Source organism: Novosphingobium naphthalenivorans NBRC 102051 (genome assembly GCF_001590985.1).
In the GTDB taxonomy this organism is placed as follows: Bacteria; Pseudomonadota; Alphaproteobacteria; order Sphingomonadales; family Sphingomonadaceae; genus Novosphingobium; species Novosphingobium naphthalenivorans.
This window is the reverse complement of record NZ_BCTX01000066.1, coordinates 1-19,160: the sequence shown is the minus strand read 5'-3', so window position 1 is coordinate 19,160 and position 19,160 is coordinate 1. Positions and strand designations below refer to the sequence as shown.

The following is a 19,160-nucleotide window of genomic DNA, read 5'->3' as shown; positions in this document are numbered from 1 at the left end:
GCAGCAACGACGACGCCGACTCGGATGGGGGTTGCCTTCGCAGCCGGAAGCAATTCCGGCCGATGTTTAAAAGTATTCGATCGCTGGACAAGTTAAATGGCCGCAAACGAAGACCCGAAAGACATTGCTGCAACTGACAAGGCCTACCAGGCGGCCGCTGAAGCGGTGCCGGTAAAACCTGCCGTGGCGAAGGTTCCGGTGCGGAAGGCCCCGGTTCGCAAGGCCAAGGCCGCAAGCGCGAAGGTCGCGGCCAAGTCCACTGAGCCGAAGCCTGCCGCCGCGCCGAAACCGGTGCGGGCCAAGGCTGCGGCCAAGCCCAAGCCGGCCCCGAAGCCGAAACCGGTTGCCAAGGCACCGGTCGCGGCGGCCAAGCCGGCCGATAAAGTTGTTCCGGTGAAGGCTGCGGCCGAACCGGCTGCCAAGGTTGCCAAGGACAGGGAAAAGCCGGCTCCGGCCGCGGTAGCTCCGAAGGTAGCCACTCCCAAAGCGGCGGAGACCGCTTCAGAACCCGCGTTCGCAGGACTTTTCACCAACTTCATGCTCAAGGATACGACGATGGACATGAGCCCCAATTTTTCCGGTTTTCAGGATGCAGTGACCGAAGCTCAGGCGAAGGCGAAGGAAGCCTTCGAAAAGAGCACCAAGGTTCTTGGCGAAGTGAGCGACTTCACCAAGGGCAACGTCGAGGCCGTGGTGGAATCGGGCAAGATTCTCGCTGAAGGCATGCAGAGCATCGGTTCGGAACTCGTTTCGGAAGGCCGCAGCGCGTTCGAGACCATGACCGGCGACATCAAGGAACTCGCCGCCGCCAAGTCGCCGACCGACTTCTTCAAGATCCAGAGCGAAATGATGCGCAAGAACTTCGACAGCGCTGTCGCTTACGGTTCGAAGAACAGCGAAACTTTCCTCAAGCTCGCCAGCGACGTCATGGCGCCGCTTTCCGGCCGCGTCAGCATGGCGATGGAAAAGGCTCGTTCGGTCGCGGTGTAAGCGGCGCGAACCCTCCTTTCGGGCGCGTTTCGTCCGGAAGGAAGGGCTGAAAAGCGACATTCTCGGCCGGGGCATCTTGAAGAAAGGTGCCCCGGTACGATATTCTGCCCAGCATGATTCCCTCTATCGCCGATTCCGAACCCTCACGTCTTTGGCCCGTGCATGCCGGGGACGATCATGATTCGGATCGCAACACGGGTGGCGACGAGCAGGTCGGCATTGCCACCAAGACCCGTGCCAAGCCCAAAAAACCCAGCCAGTTCAAAGTCCTGATGCTCAATGATGATTACACCCCGATGGAATTCGTGGTGCTGGTCCTCAAGCGCTTCTTCAATATGGACATGGAACAGGCGACGCGCGTCATGCTGCACGTCCACCAGAAGGGCGTCGGCGTCTGCGGCATCTTCCCCTATGAAATCGCCGAAACCAAGGTGAATCAGGTGATGGATTTCGCCCGGCAGAACCAGCACCCGCTGCAGTGCACGCTCGAAAAGGCCTGATCTGGGGGGCCGGTCGTGTGTCCGGCGCGCCATCTCCGGCTTTGAATTTCCCAAGATCGTCTTGCCCCAGCCGCGCGGTGGCGCGGCGGGCTTGTCCTGTTGCATCGAAGCCGCATTCGGGGCGGCCGTATTCCCCGGCCCTCTTTCCCCTTTGCCGGGTTGCGGTTAAGGCACTTCGTGTCTGACCTTGAGTATCGCGAGCCACGTGAAATTCATTAGCCCCATCGACCGGTACATCTTCCGCCTCGTGCTGATGCCGATGCTCGCGATCTTCCTGCTCGCAGCCTCGCTGCTCGTCCTCGACAAGATGCTGCGGCTGTTCGATTTCGTCGCAACCGAGGGCGGTCCGATCGGCGTGGTGTTCAAGATGCTGGGCAACATGCTGCCCGAATATGCCAGCCTGGCGATTCCGCTGGGGCTGATGCTGGGTATCCTGTTCGCGTTCCGCAAGCTTGCCACCAGCAGCGAGCTCGATGTCATGCGCGCGGTGGGGCTCAGCTACACCCGCATGTTGCGCGTGCCCTACATGATCACGCTGGTCATGGTCGCCATCAACTTCGCCAATGTCGGCTACCTCCAGCCTTTGGCGCGCTATGCCTACGAGCAGCTCAATTACGAGCTCAAGTCCGGTGCTTTGGGCGCGTCGATCAAGGTCGGCGAGTTCACCTCGCTCAAGGACCGCATCGCGCTCAAGATCGACGAAAGCCAGGACGACGGCAGGCGGCTGATGGGCATTTTTGCCCGCGTCGCCAATGACAAGGGGCAGGTCCTGTCGATCTCCGCGCGCGAAGGCCGGTTTCTGGCGCTCAAGGGATCGCCGGACACGATCATCCTGCGGCTTGAGCAGGGGCAGATCATCCAGGACGAGCCCGGACAGGAATCGCGCGTGCTCACGTTTACGCGTCACGACCTGCCGATCGAACTGCCGCAGATCGAGAAGTTCCGCCAGCGGGGCGGCGCGGCCCGCGAATACCTGCTGCCCGAACTGATGAAACTGGGCTGGAGCGATACCCAGCCCGAGGATGGGCGCGTCTCCAGCCAGGCCAATTTCAGCTACCGGATGGTCGAAGTGGTGATGATGCTGCTGCTGCCGCTGATGGCCGTCGCGCTGGCGATTCCGCCCAAGCGTTCGACCTCTGCACTGGGACTGTTCGTTTCGATCGTGATGATCGTGGCCTATCACAAGGTCAACCAGTACGCGAACGACGTTGCCTCGTTGGGCAAGATCAATCCGCTGCTGGGCCTGTGGGGGCCATTCGTGGTCTTTGCCGTGCTGATCCTGTGGATGTACTGGCGCGTGGCCTATGTGCCCGGCGGGCAGGCGATCGGCTGGCTGGAAAAGCTGGCGCAGGCCACGGCCAAGTCGTTCAAGTCGCTCCTGCGCCGCAAGCGCCGTGGCCCCCTGCTGCCCACACCGGCGGATCAATCCTGATATGCAGCTTGAATTCTTCCCTTCGCGCTCGCTGACGCTCTATCTCGCGCGTCTGTTCGTCACCCGCATTCTCGCGGTCCTGGTGATGCTGGTCATGGTGCTGCAGGTGCTCGACCTGCTGGGCGAGAGCGGTGACATCCTGGCCTATCAGGGCAACGGGCAGATGCAGCTACTCTACTATGTCTCGCTGCGCGCGCCGCAGCTGGTGGCGCGCTTCCTGCCCTATTCCGTGCTGCTCGCCACAATCATCACGCTGGTGACGCTCAACCAGAACAGCGAAGTCATCTCGATGAAGGCTGCGGGGCTTTCCGCGCACCAGGTGCTGGCACCGCTGATGCTGACGGCGCTGGTGATTTCGGGCCTGACTTTCGCCTTCAACGAAAGGGTCGTGACGCGCGCCAGCGGGGCGCTCGATGCCTGGCAGGCGGTTCACTATGGCCCGGTCCCGAAAGCGTCGGGCATACGCAGCAATCTCTATCTGTCGGACGGCAGCGATCTTCTCCTGGCAAAGATGCAGACGGGGGCCGGCAATGGCATGGTCCTGACCGGGGTGACGTTCTACCGGCGCGACGCGAACGACATGATCGTCGAAGAGTTGCGCAGTCCGCGCGCGACATATGCCAATCCGGGCTGGACACTGGAAAAGCCGGTCCGCTTCGAAGTGGCCAGCACACAGACCACGCAGTTGGCCTCGGCAACGGTGGCCAAGGGACTGACGCCGGCCAAGATCACGCTGGCCAAGGTCGACGCCGATTCCGAGGACATCTTCACGCTTGCCGGATCGATTGAGGCGATGCGCAATGCCGGCCGGCGGACCAGCGCGCTCGATGCGGCCTGGTGGCACAAGATCTCGGGCCCGTTGTCGTCCACGCTGATGCCGCTGCTGGGCGCAGTGGCGGCCTTCGGTCTTGCGCGTTCGGGCCAGCTCCTGATCCGCGCAGCGATCGGCATGGCGCTGGGCTTTGCCTATTTCGTGTTCGACAATGCGGCGCTGGCCATGGGCAATTTCGGGGGATACCCGCCTTTCGTGGCGGCCTGGGCGCCCTTCATCCTGTTCGCCCTGATCGGCGAAACCGTGCTGATCCGGACCGAGGAATAGAGGCGAGGGCACGAGGGGAGGGCACGAGGGCGGGAATTTCCTTTTCCCGCCGCCTTGCCTGTCTTTCTGCTTTATTTCGCCTGCATCGTGCTGCGTGTCAGCCGGGCCAGCAGCGGCATCAGCCCTTTGTAGTTCGCCTGCTCATAAGTCGAGTTCGCGCCGAGGTGGGCCGAAATGCGCCGGTGGCATTCGCCGAGCGAGTGATAGGGCATCGAGGGCAGCAGGTGGTGCAGCGCGTGGAAGCGCAGGCCCACCGGCGCCCACAGCGGCGACAGCAGGGCGGGCGGCGGCACGTTGACCGAATCGAGATACTGCGCCGTCACGGTCATCGCCTCGCCGTCGTTCTCCCACAAGTGCGCGACCAGAGTGCGGACCTGATTGAGGAAGGCGGTGAAGGATACCACGCACAGGGCGATGATCAGCGGGCGCCAGCCGTAGAGATAGCTGGCCGCCAAGAGGGATATGGCCCAGACCGAACAGCCCAGTTCCTGCCAGAACACCATGCGGGCAAAGGCCCCTTCGGGCTTGCGGCGGCGGTACTGCGGGTTGATCGACAGCGACGAGGTGCGTTCCCACACCAGCTTGCGTAGCGGCGGAAAAAGGACGCCAAGCGGCACGAGGATCGCCGAACGGACCAGCAGGGCCGGCGGCAGCAGGATCGCGGTGAGCGCGAAGACCGGCAGGCTCCAGGGCTTCATCAGCGCCAGGGGCATGTATTCCGGATCCTCGATCGTGCCGTAGCGCGTGCGGGCGTGGTGCTGCGTGTGCACGCCCTCGTACATGAACGAGGGGATCAGCAGCGGGATGCCGACCAGCAGGTTCCATCCGAAACGGAAGCCCGGCAGGGCATCCTTGTGGATGTGGGTCAGTTCGTGGATGAACAGCAGCGCGCGGTACAGCGCAAGTGATGCAAGGATGCCGCAGGCCAGTGCGGCGAGCGGGTTGTCCAGCAGAATGGCCCCTGCCAGCGCGGCATAGCCCAGCGCTGCCGATCCCAGCATGTCTGGCCAGTAGATGGCCGCGCGTGCCGTGGAAATGTCGCGCGTGAGTTCGACCGCGGCGCGCAGCATCTCCTTGTCGTCGGGGATCTGCGAATGCCATGTCGAGGCTGTCCGTTCCGAGGGCTCCGGCTGGGAGGAGGTCCGGGGCTGATCGATCAGGTCCTGGGCAATCATGTGTACAAATTCCAAAACATTCCGGGCAAAATCGCACCCGGTGCAGGGTTGGAGGACATGGCGGGGCCGGCGCCGCTTGACAAGGGGACCCGTGCCGCCGCACTTCGCCTATCCGCACATCCTATAGGCTGGAACAAAGGCAGCATCGTGGCCAATCCCGAACTCGTCATTACGCCCGTCTCCAGCAAGGCCGACCGCGCTGCCTTCGTGGACTGCGCTTACCGGCTCAATGCGGCAGATCAAAACTGGGTGGCAAATTTGCGCTCCGAGGAGATCGCCAAGTTCACCCCCGGCAAGAACCCGTTTTTCGATCACGCGCGCTGCCAGCTTTTCCTGGCCCGGCGCGGCGGCCGGATCGTCGGGCGCATATCGGCGCATATCGATGAACTGGCGCTGACCCAGCCGGTCGAACAGGGCATGGGCCCCGGCACCGGCAACTGGGGCGCGATCGAAGCCGAGGACGAGGCTACCGCGCGCGCCCTGATCGCGACCGCCGAGGAATGGCTGCGCAAGGAAGGCATGACTCGCGTCCTGGCGCCGATGAACCTGTCGGTATGGGAAGAGCCCGGCCTGCAGGTGAGCGGCCACGATCACCCGCCGATGGTCATGATGGCCCATCACAATGCCGCCTATCAGGCCTGGATCGAGGGGGCCGGCTATGGCCGGGTCAAGACGCTCTACACTTACGATCTCGACGTCACGAAGCAATTCCCGCCGCTGGTCCAGCGTATCGTTGCATCGGGCGAGAAGAACGCCAAGATTCGCGTGCGGGAAGTCGAGCTCAAGCATTTCGACCGCGATGCGGGGATCATCTGCGACATCCTGAACGATGCCTGGTCCGACAACTGGGGCTTCGTGCCTTTTACCGACGAAGAGATCGAACACATCGGCAAGGTCCTGAAGCCGCTGGTGCACCCCAGCCTGATCCGTATCGCCGAATACGAAGGCGAGCCGGTGGCCTTCATGATGACTCTGCCCGATCTCAACGGCATCCAGATGCGGGTGAACGGCCGCAACGGCAAACCTTCGCTGCTGGGCCTGATCAAGCTGCTGCTCTGGCTGCGCAAGCCCAGGCCGGCGGACATGCGGGTGCCGCTGATGGGGGTGCGCAAGAAGCTGCAGTCTTCGCGCATGGCCAGCCAGCTCGCTTTCATGATGATCGAGTACATCCGGCGCGCCGCCACGGCAAAGTTCGCGGCGAAACGCGGTGAGATCGGCTGGGTCCTTGAGGACAATCAGGGCATGGTGGCGATCGCCGATACCATCCTGAGCAAGGTCAACCGCGAATACGCGATCTACGAGAAGGCTCTGTAAGGTCCGCGGCGTCCTGCGGAAATTCTTAACGGATCGCTGCTAGCCTTCCTGCCGGATTTCCTGAAAAGGCAGGCAGGCGATGAAATTCCGGTCATGGCTCATCGTACCCGGCGTCAGCGAGGAGCGCCTCGGTGCGGCGTTCGGGACCGGTGCGGACGTTGTCGTTGTTGATCTTGCCGATACGGTGCCGCACGAGAGCAAGGCCCGTGCCCGCGAACTGGGGAAGGCATGGCTGGCGGCGCACCGCACCAACTTGTTCGGTAACAGGGGCATGAGCCGCTGGGTGCGCATCAATGCCCTCGATTCAGGCTATTCGCGCGATGATCTGGCTGGCGTCATGGCGGGCGCTCCCGATGGCATCATCCTGCCCCGTGCCGCAGGGCCGGAAGCCGTGCAGCATCTGGCCAGCGAGATCTACGAGCTTGAGCAGCATTTCGCTCTTCCCGCCAGTTCGACGCGGATCATGCCGGTGGTGGGAGAGACGCCGCTCGCGGCCATGCGGATCGCGGCGTATTTCGACGCCGCGCACCAGCGCCTTTGCGGCCTGACATGGAGCGAGACGGGACTGGCTGCATCGCTTGGCGCCGCCGATCCTGGCATCATAGGCCCCTGCGAAGGGCAGGACGGCCGCAGTGATGCCAGCCGTTTCGTCCGGGCCCAGACGCTTCTGACCGCCCATGCCGCGCATGTGATCTCGATCGAGGCGCCGTTTGCGGATCCAGGGGACGGCGCGGGCATCAAGGGGGCGGCACAGAGAGCCAGGGCCGATGGCTTTACCGGCATGTTCGCGGTTCATCCGCAGCAGGTGGAAGTCATCAATGCGGCCTTCACACCCGGTGCCGCGGAAATCGAGAAGGCGCAGGAGATCGTGGCCGCTTTCGAAACGAATCCTCACGCGGTCTCACTGCCGTTGCACGGCCGGACGATCGAACGTGCGGACCTCGCCAGAGCGCAACGGGTGATCCATCTCGCCGAAACCGAAATCCACGGCAACGACGCGGGGCTCAGGTCTATTCTGCGGCCGGCGTAACCGGTCCGGCCTGCGCGCCGGCAGCGTCGGGCGCTTCGCCTGCCGCAGCACCTTCGTTCGCATCGGCGCTGTCGGAAGGGGCAGCGCCGGGTTCGCCGGCACCGTGCCCGCCCTTGCCGGCATCGGGATTGGCCAGCGGAGCCTGCGATCGCACCGTGTCGTAAGGCAGCATGTCATCCGTGACCGAGCGGGGCAGGATTTCGCCAGCGGCGGTTGCTCCGGCGGGTTCCTTGTCCTTCTTGCAGCCGCCAAGGGGAAGCGCTGCGGCCAGAGCCAGGGCAAGCGCTGCGCGGGCAAGGACGGTCGAAGAGGTCATTCAGGCGGTCTCCCGGGGGCAGGGGCTTTCAAGGGCGGCAAGAAAGCTGCCGGCCCGGGCCATGAGAGCGTCGTCCCAGGCGGGAAACCCGACGTCATGGCCAAGGCGGGCCAGGCTGGTCACGCCGAATTCCTCGATACCGCAAGGAACGATCCCGGCAAAGTGCGACAGGTCCGGGCGGATGTTCACGGCGAACCCGTGCATCGTCACCCATTTGCGGATGCGCACGCCGATGGCGCCGATCTTGGCTTCGCGGCCGTCGATGTCCGTGGTCCAGATGCCGATCCGCCCTTCGGAGCGGAAACTCTCGACTCCGAAATCGCGCAGCGTATCGATCACCCAGCCTTCGAGTGCATGAACGAAGCCGCGCGCGTCGCGGGCGCGTTTCCTGAGATCGAGCAGCACGTAGCACACGCGCTGGCCGGGGCCGTGGTAGGTGTAGCGTCCGCCCCGCCCGGCTTCGACCACTTCGAAACGCGGATCGAGCAGTTCGGTCGAGTCAGCACTGGTGCCGGCCGTATAGACGGGCGGATGTTCGAGCAGCCAGATCAGCTCGCGCGCTTCTCCCGCGGCGATGGCGGCATTGCGCGCGGTCATCTCTTCCAGGGCTTCGCGGTAGGGGACCGGTGCGGCCGATATGCGCAGCTCGATATCGCCGGGCAGCGTCAATTCACCGGTATCTGTGGCGGGAATCGTCATGGCGCGTTGCGTGGCGTCATTCCCTGCGGTTATCAAGTGCCTTTAGACAGTGCGCCCCACTGGCGCCCGGGAGTATGTGATGAAATTCGACAGCAACAGGGCCTGGCTCGATGCGATAGCGGCAGTAAGTGCCAACCGGCACGTGCTGCTGGCCGTCGCGGGCGTGTTCTTCCTGCTGCCCGCGCTGCTTTCGACGGTATTCCTTACCGACGTGCAGACCCAGATGCTGCAGTCGGTGGGCAAGCCCGAAGCGTTCGAAGCGATCTTTGCGGATCATCTCGGGCTGTTCCTCGGTTTCGGCATCGGCGGTGCGCTGGTGCAGGGCGTGGGATACCTGACGGTCATGGCGCTGCTGAGCGATCGCGGCCGGCTGACCGTGGGGGAGGCGATCACGGTTGCGTTCCGGGCGCTGCCCTCGCTGATCGGTGTCGGCGTGCTGACGATGGTCGGCCTGACGGTGGCCTTGATGGCCTTCGGTGCCGTGCTGGGCGGGCTGATCGGCGTCGTTGCCGGAACCGGCGCGGCGTCGGTATTCGTGGCTCTCGCCCTGATCGTGCTGATGGTCTACGTTTCGGTCAAACTCTCGCTGGTCGTGCCGGTGGTGATCAATGACGGGGTCGGCAATCCAGTGGCGGCGATGGTGCGATCCTGGCAGCTGACGCGGCACAACAGCCTGCGTCTTTTCGGCTTCTTCCTGCTGCTGACGATCGCCTACCTCGTGATCGCCTTCATGGTGACAGTAATGGTGGTCGGCCCGGCCGCCCTTCTGCTGGGCGAGGGACAGGCCCTGACGCTGCTGGGCGGCGTGATCTCCGGCGCGATCAGCGCCGTGGCGAGCGTCATCCTGACGGCGGTGCTGGCCTACACGCACCGCCAGCTCGCCGGGCCTTCGGCTGGGACGATCTCGCAGACGTTCGAATAATGAGATTAAGGCCCGATGAGCTTGTCTCATCGGGCCTTTCAGAGATTTGGTATGAGAGGAAAGAGGGCGGTGCTGCTCAGGCAGCGTCGTCTTCGTCCTTCCAGCCCCAGTACATGAAGCAGGGCGGCACGTTGATCGGTTCGATCGCGTTGTCGATCCGCTTGAAGTGCTTGGCCATGAAAGTGCGCGCGCGCGGCGTGAACTGATAGACCAGGAACGCGCCGCCCTTGCGGATCACGCGATAGGTCGCCGCCGCGATCGCCGGGCCGACACCTTCGGGCAGGGTAGAGAAGGGCAGGCCCGACAGCACGTAATCTGCCTTTTCATGGCCATGGGCGCGCACGATCTCTTCCACGTCGGCAGCCGACCCGTTGACCGCGACGAAGCGGCTGTCGGTAATCGTGCGGCGCAGATATTCGATGAAGCGGGGGTTGGTGTCGATCACGATCAGCATCGCATCGCGCCGCATCCGGTCGAGCACCGGGCGGCAGAAGGTGCCGACGCCCGGGCCGTATTCGACGAAGAGCTTGCAATTGTCCCAGTCGACCCGGGACAGCATGCGATTGATCGTGAAGCGCGAGGACGGGACGATCGAGCCGACCATCACCGGATTGCGCAGGAAGCCTTCGAAGAAGACGCCCCAAGGCCCCAGGGTCTGTTTGATTTTCCGTTTGATCTTCTGGGGGAATGCCTCGCGGGCAAGCTCGGAACTGGTCATGCTGGCGAATGCTCTCGCGCTGTTATTGTGTCACGGAATTGCCATGCGGTGGCAGATTAGCTCAGCCATTGCAAGGCAGTGGGGGCAGCTAGTCCCGATAAACTATCGGAGCGTCACAGAATTTCGTGAACCTTTTCCAACGGACGGCACAGCCGCGCGCCTTTGCCGGTTTCCACCAGCGGGCGTTCGATCAGGATCGGCTCGGCCGCCATGGCCGCCAGCACGGTGGCATCGTCGGCGGTGGGCAACCCGCGTTCCTCGGCATCGGTGCCGCGCGTGCGCAGGCCCTGCTGCGGGGTGATGCCCGCGTCCTTGTAAAGCTGGGCGAGCTTTTCCGCGCTGGGCGGGGTCTTGAGATACTCGATCACTTCGACTTCCATGCCCGGCGTTTCTTCCAGGATGGCCAGCGTCTTGCGCGACGTGCCGCACTTGGGATTGTGCCAGATGGTGGCTTTCATGGCTGTTTCCTCATTGTCCTGATGATGTCTGTTGGGGGTCTGGCGCGGCCGGCGGCGGTGCCATGGCGGGCACGGCCTTGGCCGCATCCTCGCGGGTGATGCCGGGAGCGGGCGCGGCGCTGATCGTCTCTTCGCGGCGCGCGACGGCACCGGCGCGCTGGATCGCGCGGACCAGGCGGGGATAGACGCCGCAGCGGCACAGGTTCGGGATCGCCTGCTTGATCTCCGCCTCGCTGGGGTGGGCATTGCGCGCGAGCAGGGCCGCGCCGCTGATGACGATACCGGGCGTGCAATAGCCGCACTGGATCGCCTGTTCGGCAACCATGGCCTGCTGAACGGGGTGCGAACGGTCGTCCGAAAGGCCTTCGATGGTGACGACAATGCGCCCCTCGCACTCAGCCAGCGTGATGAGGCAGGATCGCAGGGCGGTGCCGTCGACCATGACCATGCAGGCCCCGCAATCGCCCACGCCGCAGCCATATTTGGTGCCCGTCAGATTGGCAGCATCGCGCAGTGCCCAGAGCAGGGGAGTCTGCGGGTCCATGTCGAATTCGACCGGGCGTTGGTTGACGGTCAGGCGCGGCATTCGCCCTCCCTTAGGCCCTCGCGCGCCGGACTGCCAGAGCCGTTGGAGACGGGAAGGGGCATTGCCTCCCCGTTACGCGGCCGGGCCGATGGTGAGGCGCACGGGTTCCAGTCCTTCCACCATGCCTTCCAGCACATCCCCGGGCGCAACCGCGCCCACGCCGGCGGGGGTGCCGGTATAGATGAGATCACCGGGGGCGAGGTGGTACATCTGCGAGAGATCGGCGATCAGTTCGGGCAGCGGCCAGATCATCTCGGCCAGCGAGGCGTCTTGCTTCATCGCGCCGTTCTGCGACAGTGTGATCCGCTGCGTGCCGATCGGGCCGAAGGCCGCGGCGCGCGTGATCGGGGCGATCACGGCTCCGTTCTCGAAGTCCTTGCCCGTGTCCCAGGGATAGCCCTTGGCCTTGGCGGCGTTCTGCAGGTCGCGCCGGGTCATGTCGAGGCCGCAGGCATAGCCCAGCACCACGTCCAGAGCGGCTTCGGGCGATACCCGAAATGCCGGGGCGCCGATCGCGGCGACGAGTTCCATCTCGTAGTGGCAATTGGCCGTGGCCGGCGGATAGGGGATCGTGGCGCCGCTGTGGCAGAGCGCGGCCGGGGCCTTGGTGAACCAGATCGGGGCTTCGCGGTCGACGGCATTGCCGAGTTCGCGGGCATGGGCTTCGTAATTGCGCCCCACGCAGAAAATGCGGCGAACGGGAAAGCGGGCATCCTCGCCGGTGACGGGGACCGACGGTGTTTCGGGCAGTGCGAACAGCAGGTTCACGCGGCGTATCTCCTTGCTAGCGCGGCGTGCATAGGCCGCCATGCCGCGCCGGGGAAGCGGTCTCTCTCGCCGCCGCGACGGCCCTTGCTCCTTCCCGCCAAGCGCCTACATTCACGAGCGTGACGGAAGAACACTATCTTTCCGGGAGAATCCTGCTGGCGATGCCCGGCATGTTCGACCCGCGCTTCGAACGCTCGGTCAACGTGATCTGTATGCATGACGAGCACGGTGCGTTTGGCATCGGCATCGGGCAGGAGCGTGAAGGCGTGCGATTCCACGAAGTGCTGGAGGAACTCGGGATCGATCCGGGGCGCGCGCCCGATTGTCCGGTGCTGCACGGCGGCCCGGTCGAGCCGGGGCGCGGCTTTATCCTCCATTCCACCGATTGGGGCGGGGCCGATACCATTATGGTCCAGCCGGTCTGCGCGCTGTCCGCCTCGATGGACATCCTGCGTGCCATTGCCGAGGGACGCGGCCCGAGCCGCTGGCTGATGGCGCTGGGCTACGCAGGCTGGGGCGCCGGGCAGCTGGAAGGCGAGATGCGCCACCACGGCTGGTACGCGGCGGACGGCCGCCCCGAGATCCTGTTCGACACGCCCGTCGATGCCCGCTGGAGCGCGACATGGCGGGCCGAGGGTATCGATCCGGCGCTGCTTTCCACCGAGACCGGCCGGGCCTGATCCGTCAGGAGCCGCCGGGCCGCTTCCTGCCCGCCAGCCGCGCGAGGTCTTCGGGCCGGTCCACGTCGAAATGGATGGCGGGGTCCGGGCAATCGTCAAACACCACGTCGCCGCGCGTGCGCAGCAGGCGTCCTGCGCCTTCGTCTCCGGTCAAGGTGGCGATATCGGCGAAGGCTCTCGCTGAAAGCAGGACTGGGTGGCCGGGACGGCCGCTGTGCCGCGGCAGGGCGGCATAGGCAGTGCCCAGCAGCCGCGCGAGCCGGGCGGCCTCTCCGTGCGGCACGGCGGGCATGTCGCCCAGGAAGACGAAGGCGCCATCCGCACCGCCGGCAGCCGCCATCCCGGTCTTGAGCGATTCCGCAAGGGCAGGGCTGTCGAGCCGCAGCACTTCGACCGGCGGGGCATCCGGCCATGTTCCGACATCAAGGCCGGGGCGGGCGACCACGATCACGCGGGAAACCGGCGCGGCGCGGGCAGCGCGGATCGCGTGGAACAGCAGGGGCTCGCCGTCCAGCGGCGCGCTGAGCTTGTCGCTGCCAAAGCGGGTGGCGTGGCCTGCCGCCAGCACGACGGCCGCGAAAGTCACGCCCGCTCGCTCGCCGGGTTGAGCGCCTGCATGATCTCGGCGAGAATGCCGGTCGCCACTTCCCAGGGCGACTTGCCGAGGCCGGTGATGCCGGGCGAGAGGTGCAGCCGCGCCAGTTCTTCCGGCGTGGCGCCCAGCGCTTCCAGGGCCGCCAGACGGCCCGATGCGCGCGATTTCGCGCCGATCATGCCGACATAGCCGGCCCCTCCGCGCAGCGCGGCGAGGCAGCCGCCGAGGTCATGCTCGTCCTCGTGCGTGGCGCCGAGATAGGCTGTCCAGCGATCGACGCCGAGGGTGGCCACGGCCTCGGCCGTGGCGCTGCGCAGATAGCGCGAAACGGGAAAGGGCGGCGGCGTTTCCGGACCCTGCGGGCGCACCAGAATGGTTTCGAAACGGGCCAGCGCGCCGAGCTGCGCGGCGGCCAGAGCACCCGGATCACCGCCCGAAACGATCAGGCGGCGCGGCGGATCGTAGCGGCGCACGATGCGGGCAGGATCGTCCTCGAACGCCAGCAGCGGGCCGGTTCCCGCGATGACCCGGGCGGCAAGGCCGTCGCTGTCCCACAGGCACACGTGCCGCTCGCGGGCATGGCGCAGCAGGTCGGCAACGGCGGTGCTGCCGGGATCGATGCGTTCCAGCAGGATGAACAGGGCTCCACCGCAGCGCAGGCGGATATCGATCCAGGGACTGCCCGTGCCGTAGTGCAGGCGGCGGGGCTTGCCGTCGGCCAGAACCTGCGCGGCATGGCTGGCGACATCGCCTTCGATGCAGTCGCCCGAGAAGTATCCGTTGGCGGCGATCGTGTCATCCGCACCGTGCGTGAACAGCATCTGCGCGCCGGGACCGCGCGGCGCACTGCCTTCGACTTCAAAGAGCGTCGCGAGCACGGCCGGCCGGCCGGCGGCGACAGCCTCGGCCAGAGCCGGGCGGACATCGTCCGCCCAGCCGAATGTCGGCCAATCACCGCTGCCGAGGGTTCCGGTCACGCAAACGCCTCCCCATGGCGCGGCGGCATCCCGGGACACTTCGGACAGGGGGAAGAATGATCCATCGCGTGTCGCAGCTATTGTACGGGCGGGCGCTTTTCAACCGCGTTGCCGGTCACTGGCACAATGACGAGGCGGTGCAGGATCGCGGCGACATCTTCGGTGTTGAGGGCGTTTTCCTGTCCCAGCCACCAGGCCAGGATGTCGAACGTCGAGCCGGTTCCGTGGACCACCCCGAGATCGGACGGAAGCCAGTCCGGCAGGGCGCGGGAATCTTCTGCAAGGGCGCGGGCCTGGCGGATGAATTCCTCGCGCACGATCGCCGCGGCGCCGCCTGTCAGAAGGGCTGACCACAGGCGCGAACGCTCCGAGACATAGTGGCACAGGGCCATGGCCGCTTCATAGCTGGCGGTTGCGTGCAGCACCGGCACGGTCATTGCGAGCAGACTGACGATTTCGTCGGCGGCGATGTCGTTCAGCAGCGCTTCCTTGTCCGGGTAGTGCCGGAAGAAAGTGGCATAGCCGGTTCCCGCACGCTGAGAGATCTCGCGGATGGTGAGCTGGTCGAACGCGCGTTCGTCGAGCAAGGCCAGCAGGGCGGCGTTGAGGGCTTTGCGCGAACGGATCTGCCGCGCGTCCGTCGGCATGGCGCGCTTTGTGGATGTCGGGGGGGGCTCCATGGGTGCCCCGTAACATCCCGTCTTATGAGTGTCGATTCCCGCTCAGAGTGATTTCGAGGCCGGTGCGATCAGGCTTCGCCAATACGGTCGGCAAAGAGCAGGCGCCCGCCGGACAAGTGCCATAGCGCTTCGTTGAAGTTTGCGTTGCTCATGGCGAAACAGCCTTCGCTGCGGCCGAGCTTGCCCCACTTGTCGATCATTGCCTGATCGACATACCAGGCCGGGTGCATCACGATCGCCCGCTCAAGCGCCAGCGAGTTGTCCGGGTCGAGCCCGACCAGCCGGATCGAGGTGCCGTATTTGCCCTTGTACCACTCGCAGGTGAGGAAGGCCCCGCGCGAAGTCGCTTCCGATCCGGGGAGGTTCGAGAAGCTCTGCAGCCAGCCGCTATGGGCGGGATCGGAGCCTCGCCCATGCGCGAGCAGGAAGGACCGGACCGTTCCCGCCTCAAGATTGGCGAAGTGCAGGCGCGGTTTCCAGGAAGGCTGGGCAAAGTCCGCCACGCCCACCAGATCGCCACGCCACACTTTGGCGCCGACCCGCTGTATCTGGCTGGCCGCAACATCGAGGATGCGGCGTTCGTATGCTGTCGCCGGGGACGCGCTCGCCGCGACGGCTACCGCATCTTCGGCCAGCGCCCGCCCGCCAAGGACCAGACCGGCACCGGCCGCCAATCCGCCCTTGATGACTGTCCTTCGTTGCAGCAAGCGATCCATGACTGCATAATTATCACAACCGGCACCGCCGGGCCAGCCGTCACGAAACAGTGACAGTCTCGGCCCAGCGTCACATCGTCGCGCTTCAGGCCACGATTTTCAGCGCTTTCCTCTGATGCTGGCGCATCCAGTCTTCGAGCACGGGGGCAATGTGCTTGCGCCACTTGCTGCCGTTGAAGATGCCATAGTGGCCCACGCCCTTGGCCATGTAGTATTTCTTGCTTTCTTCGGGGAGATTGTGGGCGAGATGCAGCGCGGCCTTGGTCTGGCCGATGCCCGAGATATCGTCCTTTTCCCCTTCGACAGCCAGCAGCGCAGTGTCGCGGATGGCGCCCAGGTCGATCACTTCGCCGCGATGGACAAACTCGCCATTGGGAAGCGAGTGGCGCTGGAAGACGTGCTCGACCGTCTGCAGGTAGAATTCGGCGGTGAGGTCGCAGACCGAGCGGTACTCGTCGTAGAACGCTTTGGTCGCGGCCGCGCTTTCCCCGTCGCCTTCGACGAGGTGCTTGTACATGCCGTAGTGGCTCATCATGTGGTTGCCCAGGTTCATCGCCATGAACCCGGTGAGCTGGAGGAAGCCCGGATAGACCCTGCGGCCCGATCCCGGGTAGGTCAGCGGCACAGTGGCGACCACGTTGTGTTCGAACCACGAAAGCGGCTGGTTCATGGCGACGTCGTTGACGCTGGTGGGCGCCTCGCGGGTGTCGATCGGGCCGCCCATCATGGTCAGCGAGGCCGGACGGCACGGATCTTCGTGCTTGCCCATGACGGCCGCTGCCGCGAAAGCCGGGACTGAGGGCTGGCACACCGCCAGCATGTGCGTGCCCGGCCCGATGTGCTGGAGGAACCCGATCAGATAGTCGATGTAGTCGTCGAGGTCGAATTGCCCGGCGTTCATCGGCACCATTTTCGCATCGGCCCAGTCGGTGATGTAGACCACGCTTGATTCGAGCATCCGCGCCACGGTTCCGCGCAGCAGGGTGGCGAAGTGGCCGCTCATGGGTGCGACGATCAGCAGCTTGGGGGCATTGGCGGGCAGGCCGTCGTGTTCGAAACGCAGCAGGTTGCCGAAGGGCCGGTGCATGACGATCGATTCGACCACATCGTGAGCCTTGCCGCCGACCACGACCTGCTCGATGTCGAATTCCGGCTTGCCGCGCGGCATCGTGGCATGGGCGAAAACGTCCAGGGCCGAGGCCAGAGACGAACCCAGGCCGAAATAACCCATTGGCAGGGAGGGATTCGTCAGTATTTCCGCACCGACGGAAGCCCAGGCAGCAGCACCGTTCAGCATGGTGCGCTGCAGTTCGTATGCATTGTAGAGCAAGATATTTCTCCTGACGGGACCCGTTGGCCGTGCAGTCTTATTGCCTTCCTATTTGGGCTTTCGGGGGCTTTTGCGCAATGCAGCAGTTCCGAATTGTCCGGGCCGTGGAGCCGGCCGGCAGGACCGGAAACCTGCAAGTCCTTCGGGTAACGGGCCTTTCCCTGAGCGGGTGGAAGCTGTAAGGGCGCGCGACATGGACGCCAACCCCGGCACGGCCGCACCGCCCCCAAGCGAAACCCCCGCCGCTCAGGCTTCTGCGCCGCGCAGCCGGAGTCTCGGCCCCCTGCGCATGGTCTGGGGGCAATTGTTCAATTACCCGAGCCGCGCGTTTGCCGCGCTTTGTGCGCTGGTCGTCACGGCGAGTTCGACGCTGGCGATTCCCTGGGGTTTCCGCCAGATCGTGGACAAGGGTTTTGCGCAAGGAGCGGACCCTTCGGCCATCGGCAAGTGGTTCCTGATCCTGCTGGCCATCGTCTGCGTGCTGGCGGCGGGCACGGCGACTCGTTTCTACATGGTGTCGTGGCTGGGCGAGCGGATCGTCGCGGACATTCGCCTGCGCGTGCAGCGCCACCTGCTGACCCTGTCACCGAGCTTCTTCGAGACCAACAGCCCCAAGGAAATCTCCTCGCGCATGACCGCCGATACCGCGATCATCGAGCAGATCGTGGGCTCCAGCGTGTCGATTGCCCTGCGCAATGCGATCATGGCAGTGGGCGGGACCATCTACCTGATCGTTCTGGCGCCTCTGCTGACGGCGGGGCTGCTGGGTACGATCGTGATCGTGCTGCCTCCGATCATCCTGTTCAGCCGGCGCCTGCGCGCGGTTTCGCGCAGCAGTCAGGACCGGGTGGCCGATATCGGGGCGATGACGTCCGAAGTGCTGGGCGCCCTGCGCGTGGTGCAGGCCTTCAATCAGGAAGCCCGCGAGTTCGAGCGCTTCACCGGCGCGGTCGAGCGCACGTTCGATACGGGCAAGCGCCGCATCACGATCCGCGCGATCATGACCGCCGTGATCATGTTCCTGATCTTCGGCTCGATCACCCTGCTGATGTGGCGCGGCGCGGTCGGCGTTGCGGAAGGGACGATCACCGGCGGCACGATCGCCGCTTTCGTGATTACCGGCGGTCTGGTGGCAGGCGCATTCAGCTCGCTGTCCGAAGTCTATGGCGATCTCGTGCGCGGGGCGGGTGCGGCCAGCCGTCTGGCCGAACTGCTGGACGAACGCCCGCTGATCTCGGCCCCCGCGCGTCCGCTGGTGCTGCCGGAGCCGGCCCGCGGCAAGATCGCGTTCGAGCGCGTGACCTTCCGCTATCCCTCGCGCCCCGATTCGGCGGCGCTGCACGAGTTCAGCCTGACCGTGGAGCCGGGTGAGACCGTCGCGATCGTCGGGCCGTCCGGCGCGGGCAAGTCGACCCTGTTCCAGCTTGCCGAGCGTTTCTACGATCCCCAGAGCGGCGTCATCAAGGTGGACGGGGTGCCGCTGACGTCGGCCGATCCGGCCGCCATCCGCCAGCGCATGGCGCTGGTGCCGCAGGAAGGTGTGCTGTTCGCCGCCAGCGCGCGTGACAACTTGCGCTATGGCAATTGGGCGGCGGATGATGCCGCGATCTGGGAAGCGGCGCGGGCGGCCAATGCCGAAAAGTTCCTGCAGGACTTGCCGCAGGGGCTCGACACTTTCCTGGGCGAGGATGGCCTGCGTCTTTCCGGCGGCCAGCGCCAGCGCATCGCCATTGCCCGCGCGCTGCTGCGCGATGCACCGATCCTGCTGCTCGACGAAGCGACCAGCGCGCTCGACGCCGAAAGCGAGCAGCTTGTCCAGCAGGCGCTGGAAACGCTGATGGCAAACCGCACTACCCTGGTCATCGCGCATCGTCTGGCCACGGTGCGCAAGGCGGACCGCATCATCGTCATGGAGAACGGCCGGATCGTCGAGCAGGGCAACCATGAAAGCCTTGCTGCCGCAGGCGGCCTCTACGCGCGTCTGGCCTCGCTGCAGTTCGACGAACAGCTGATATCGCTCGGCTAACGACATTTCCGGACTGGCGTTGCGCGATCCGGAAATTATGTTGCGCATTTATGACCGGCCGTCCGGGTCCGGTTTCTTAGGCCGTAAACTCATAAACGGCGCCGTCGAGGTTTGAGGCAAAATGGCTCAGCGCGAGGAGAGAAGGCGAA

Annotated in this window: 21 protein-coding genes; 9 read left to right on the top strand and 12 right to left on the bottom strand. The window is 65.2% G+C overall.

What is annotated here, in order from left to right; translation table 11 throughout:
* The first annotated feature begins 96 nt into the window (after positions 1–96).
* The 4 genes from NN5_RS18605 to lptG all read left to right on the top strand — a co-directional run bounded on the left by NN5_RS18605 (position 97) and on the right by lptG (position 4,021).
* Entirely contained in the window at positions 97–990 is an 894-nt protein-coding gene (locus tag NN5_RS18605) for a phasin family protein (RefSeq protein WP_067736819.1), read from the top strand.
* A gap of 113 nt (positions 991–1,103) precedes the next feature.
* The gene (clpS, locus tag NN5_RS18600; protein ID WP_067736817.1) at positions 1,104–1,490 is read left to right on the top strand and encodes an ATP-dependent Clp protease adapter ClpS; all 387 of its coding nucleotides are present in this window, start codon (positions 1,104–1,106) and stop codon (positions 1,488–1,490) included.
* Between the two features lie 205 nt (positions 1,491–1,695).
* Complete coding sequence (gene lptF / locus NN5_RS18595; RefSeq protein ID WP_067736814.1) at positions 1,696–2,922, top strand: LPS export ABC transporter permease LptF; 1,227 nt, start codon at positions 1,696–1,698, stop codon at positions 2,920–2,922.
* A 1-nt stretch (position 2,923) separates the two neighbouring features.
* Entirely contained in the window at positions 2,924–4,021 is a 1,098-nt protein-coding gene (lptG, locus tag NN5_RS18590; RefSeq protein ID WP_067736812.1) for an LPS export ABC transporter permease LptG, read from the top strand.
* Between the two features lie 71 nt (positions 4,022–4,092).
* Here the strand turns inward: lptG and NN5_RS18585 are convergent, their stop codons facing one another.
* A complete protein-coding gene (locus NN5_RS18585; protein WP_067736810.1) occupies positions 4,093–5,196 on the bottom strand; it encodes a fatty acid desaturase family protein in 1,104 nt (367 codons plus the stop codon).
* Positions 5,197–5,343: 147 nt separating this feature from the next.
* Between NN5_RS18585 and NN5_RS18580 the strand changes: the two genes are divergently transcribed.
* Positions 5,344–6,510 carry a GNAT family N-acetyltransferase gene (locus NN5_RS18580; RefSeq protein WP_067736835.1) on the top strand — a complete coding sequence of 389 codons (1,167 nt, stop codon included), beginning with the start codon at positions 5,344–5,346 and terminating at the stop codon, positions 6,508–6,510.
* 79 nt (positions 6,511–6,589) lie between these two features.
* Positions 6,590–7,540: an HpcH/HpaI aldolase/citrate lyase family protein gene (locus NN5_RS18575; protein ID WP_067736808.1), complete on the top strand. Its 951-nt coding sequence runs from the start codon at positions 6,590–6,592 to the stop codon at positions 7,538–7,540.
* On the opposite strand, the gene NN5_RS26980 is transcribed toward NN5_RS18575, so the two are convergent.
* Both NN5_RS26980 and lipB read right to left on the bottom strand, forming a co-directional pair.
* Positions 7,521–7,856 (bottom strand): hypothetical protein, encoded by a 336-nt coding sequence (locus tag NN5_RS26980; RefSeq protein ID WP_245656608.1) that lies wholly within the window; start codon positions 7,854–7,856, stop codon positions 7,521–7,523. The two genes, NN5_RS18575 and NN5_RS26980, sit on opposite strands and share 20 nt — an antisense overlap.
* Positions 7,857–8,555 carry a lipoyl(octanoyl) transferase LipB gene (gene lipB / locus NN5_RS18565; RefSeq protein ID WP_067736806.1) on the bottom strand — a complete coding sequence of 233 codons (699 nt, stop codon included), beginning with the start codon at positions 8,553–8,555 and terminating at the stop codon, positions 7,857–7,859.
* A gap of 79 nt (positions 8,556–8,634) precedes the next feature.
* Here lipB and NN5_RS18560 point away from each other — a divergent pair, with 79 nt between their 5' ends.
* Complete coding sequence (locus tag NN5_RS18560; RefSeq protein ID WP_067736803.1) at positions 8,635–9,477, top strand: glycerophosphoryl diester phosphodiesterase membrane domain-containing protein; 843 nt, start codon at positions 8,635–8,637, stop codon at positions 9,475–9,477.
* Positions 9,478–9,553: 76 nt separating this feature from the next.
* Here the strand turns inward: NN5_RS18560 and NN5_RS18555 are convergent, their stop codons facing one another.
* The 4 genes from NN5_RS18555 to NN5_RS18540 form a co-directional block, all read right to left on the bottom strand.
* Complete coding sequence (locus NN5_RS18555; RefSeq protein ID WP_067736802.1) at positions 9,554–10,195, bottom strand: class I SAM-dependent methyltransferase; 642 nt, start codon at positions 10,193–10,195, stop codon at positions 9,554–9,556.
* 113 nt (positions 10,196–10,308) lie between these two features.
* The gene (gene arsC, locus NN5_RS18550; protein ID WP_067736799.1) at positions 10,309–10,653 is read right to left on the bottom strand and encodes an arsenate reductase (glutaredoxin); all 345 of its coding nucleotides are present in this window, start codon (positions 10,651–10,653) and stop codon (positions 10,309–10,311) included.
* A gap of 10 nt (positions 10,654–10,663) precedes the next feature.
* Positions 10,664–11,239, bottom strand: coding sequence for a (2Fe-2S)-binding protein (locus NN5_RS18545; RefSeq protein ID WP_067736797.1), 576 nt, complete (start codon positions 11,237–11,239; stop codon positions 10,664–10,666).
* 72 nt (positions 11,240–11,311) lie between these two features.
* On the bottom strand, positions 11,312–12,007 hold the full coding sequence (locus tag NN5_RS18540) for a fumarylacetoacetate hydrolase family protein (RefSeq protein WP_217998690.1): 696 nt from the start codon (positions 12,005–12,007) through the stop codon (positions 11,312–11,314).
* A 161-nt stretch (positions 12,008–12,168) separates the two neighbouring features.
* Between NN5_RS18540 and NN5_RS18535 the strand changes: the two genes are divergently transcribed.
* Complete coding sequence (locus NN5_RS18535; RefSeq protein ID WP_373280348.1) at positions 12,169–12,687, top strand: YqgE/AlgH family protein; 519 nt, start codon at positions 12,169–12,171, stop codon at positions 12,685–12,687.
* A 4-nt stretch (positions 12,688–12,691) separates the two neighbouring features.
* Here the strand turns inward: NN5_RS18535 and NN5_RS18530 are convergent, their stop codons facing one another.
* The 5 genes from NN5_RS18530 to NN5_RS18510 all read right to left on the bottom strand — a co-directional run bounded on the left by NN5_RS18530 (position 12,692) and on the right by NN5_RS18510 (position 16,985).
* A complete protein-coding gene (locus NN5_RS18530; protein WP_067736789.1) occupies positions 12,692–13,273 on the bottom strand; it encodes a nucleotidyltransferase family protein in 582 nt (193 codons plus the stop codon).
* On the bottom strand, positions 13,270–14,259 hold the full coding sequence (locus tag NN5_RS18525) for an XdhC family protein (RefSeq protein ID WP_067736786.1): 990 nt from the start codon (positions 14,257–14,259) through the stop codon (positions 13,270–13,272). The genes NN5_RS18530 and NN5_RS18525 overlap by 4 nt, the downstream gene beginning before the upstream one ends.
* Positions 14,260–14,336: 77 nt before the next feature.
* Positions 14,337–14,939, bottom strand: coding sequence for a TetR/AcrR family transcriptional regulator (locus NN5_RS18520; protein ID WP_067736784.1), 603 nt, complete (start codon positions 14,937–14,939; stop codon positions 14,337–14,339).
* A gap of 68 nt (positions 14,940–15,007) precedes the next feature.
* Positions 15,008–15,655: a murein L,D-transpeptidase catalytic domain-containing protein gene (locus NN5_RS18515; protein ID WP_067736781.1), complete on the bottom strand. Its 648-nt coding sequence runs from the start codon at positions 15,653–15,655 to the stop codon at positions 15,008–15,010.
* 85 nt (positions 15,656–15,740) lie between these two features.
* A complete protein-coding gene (locus tag NN5_RS18510) occupies positions 15,741–16,985 on the bottom strand; it encodes a polyhydroxyalkanoate depolymerase (RefSeq protein ID WP_067736779.1) in 1,245 nt (414 codons plus the stop codon).
* 193 nt (positions 16,986–17,178) lie between these two features.
* Between NN5_RS18510 and NN5_RS18505 the strand changes: the two genes are divergently transcribed.
* The gene (locus NN5_RS18505) at positions 17,179–19,011 is read left to right on the top strand and encodes an ABC transporter transmembrane domain-containing protein (RefSeq protein ID WP_067736776.1); all 1,833 of its coding nucleotides are present in this window, start codon (positions 17,179–17,181) and stop codon (positions 19,009–19,011) included.
* Positions 19,012–19,160 lie beyond the last annotated feature (149 nt).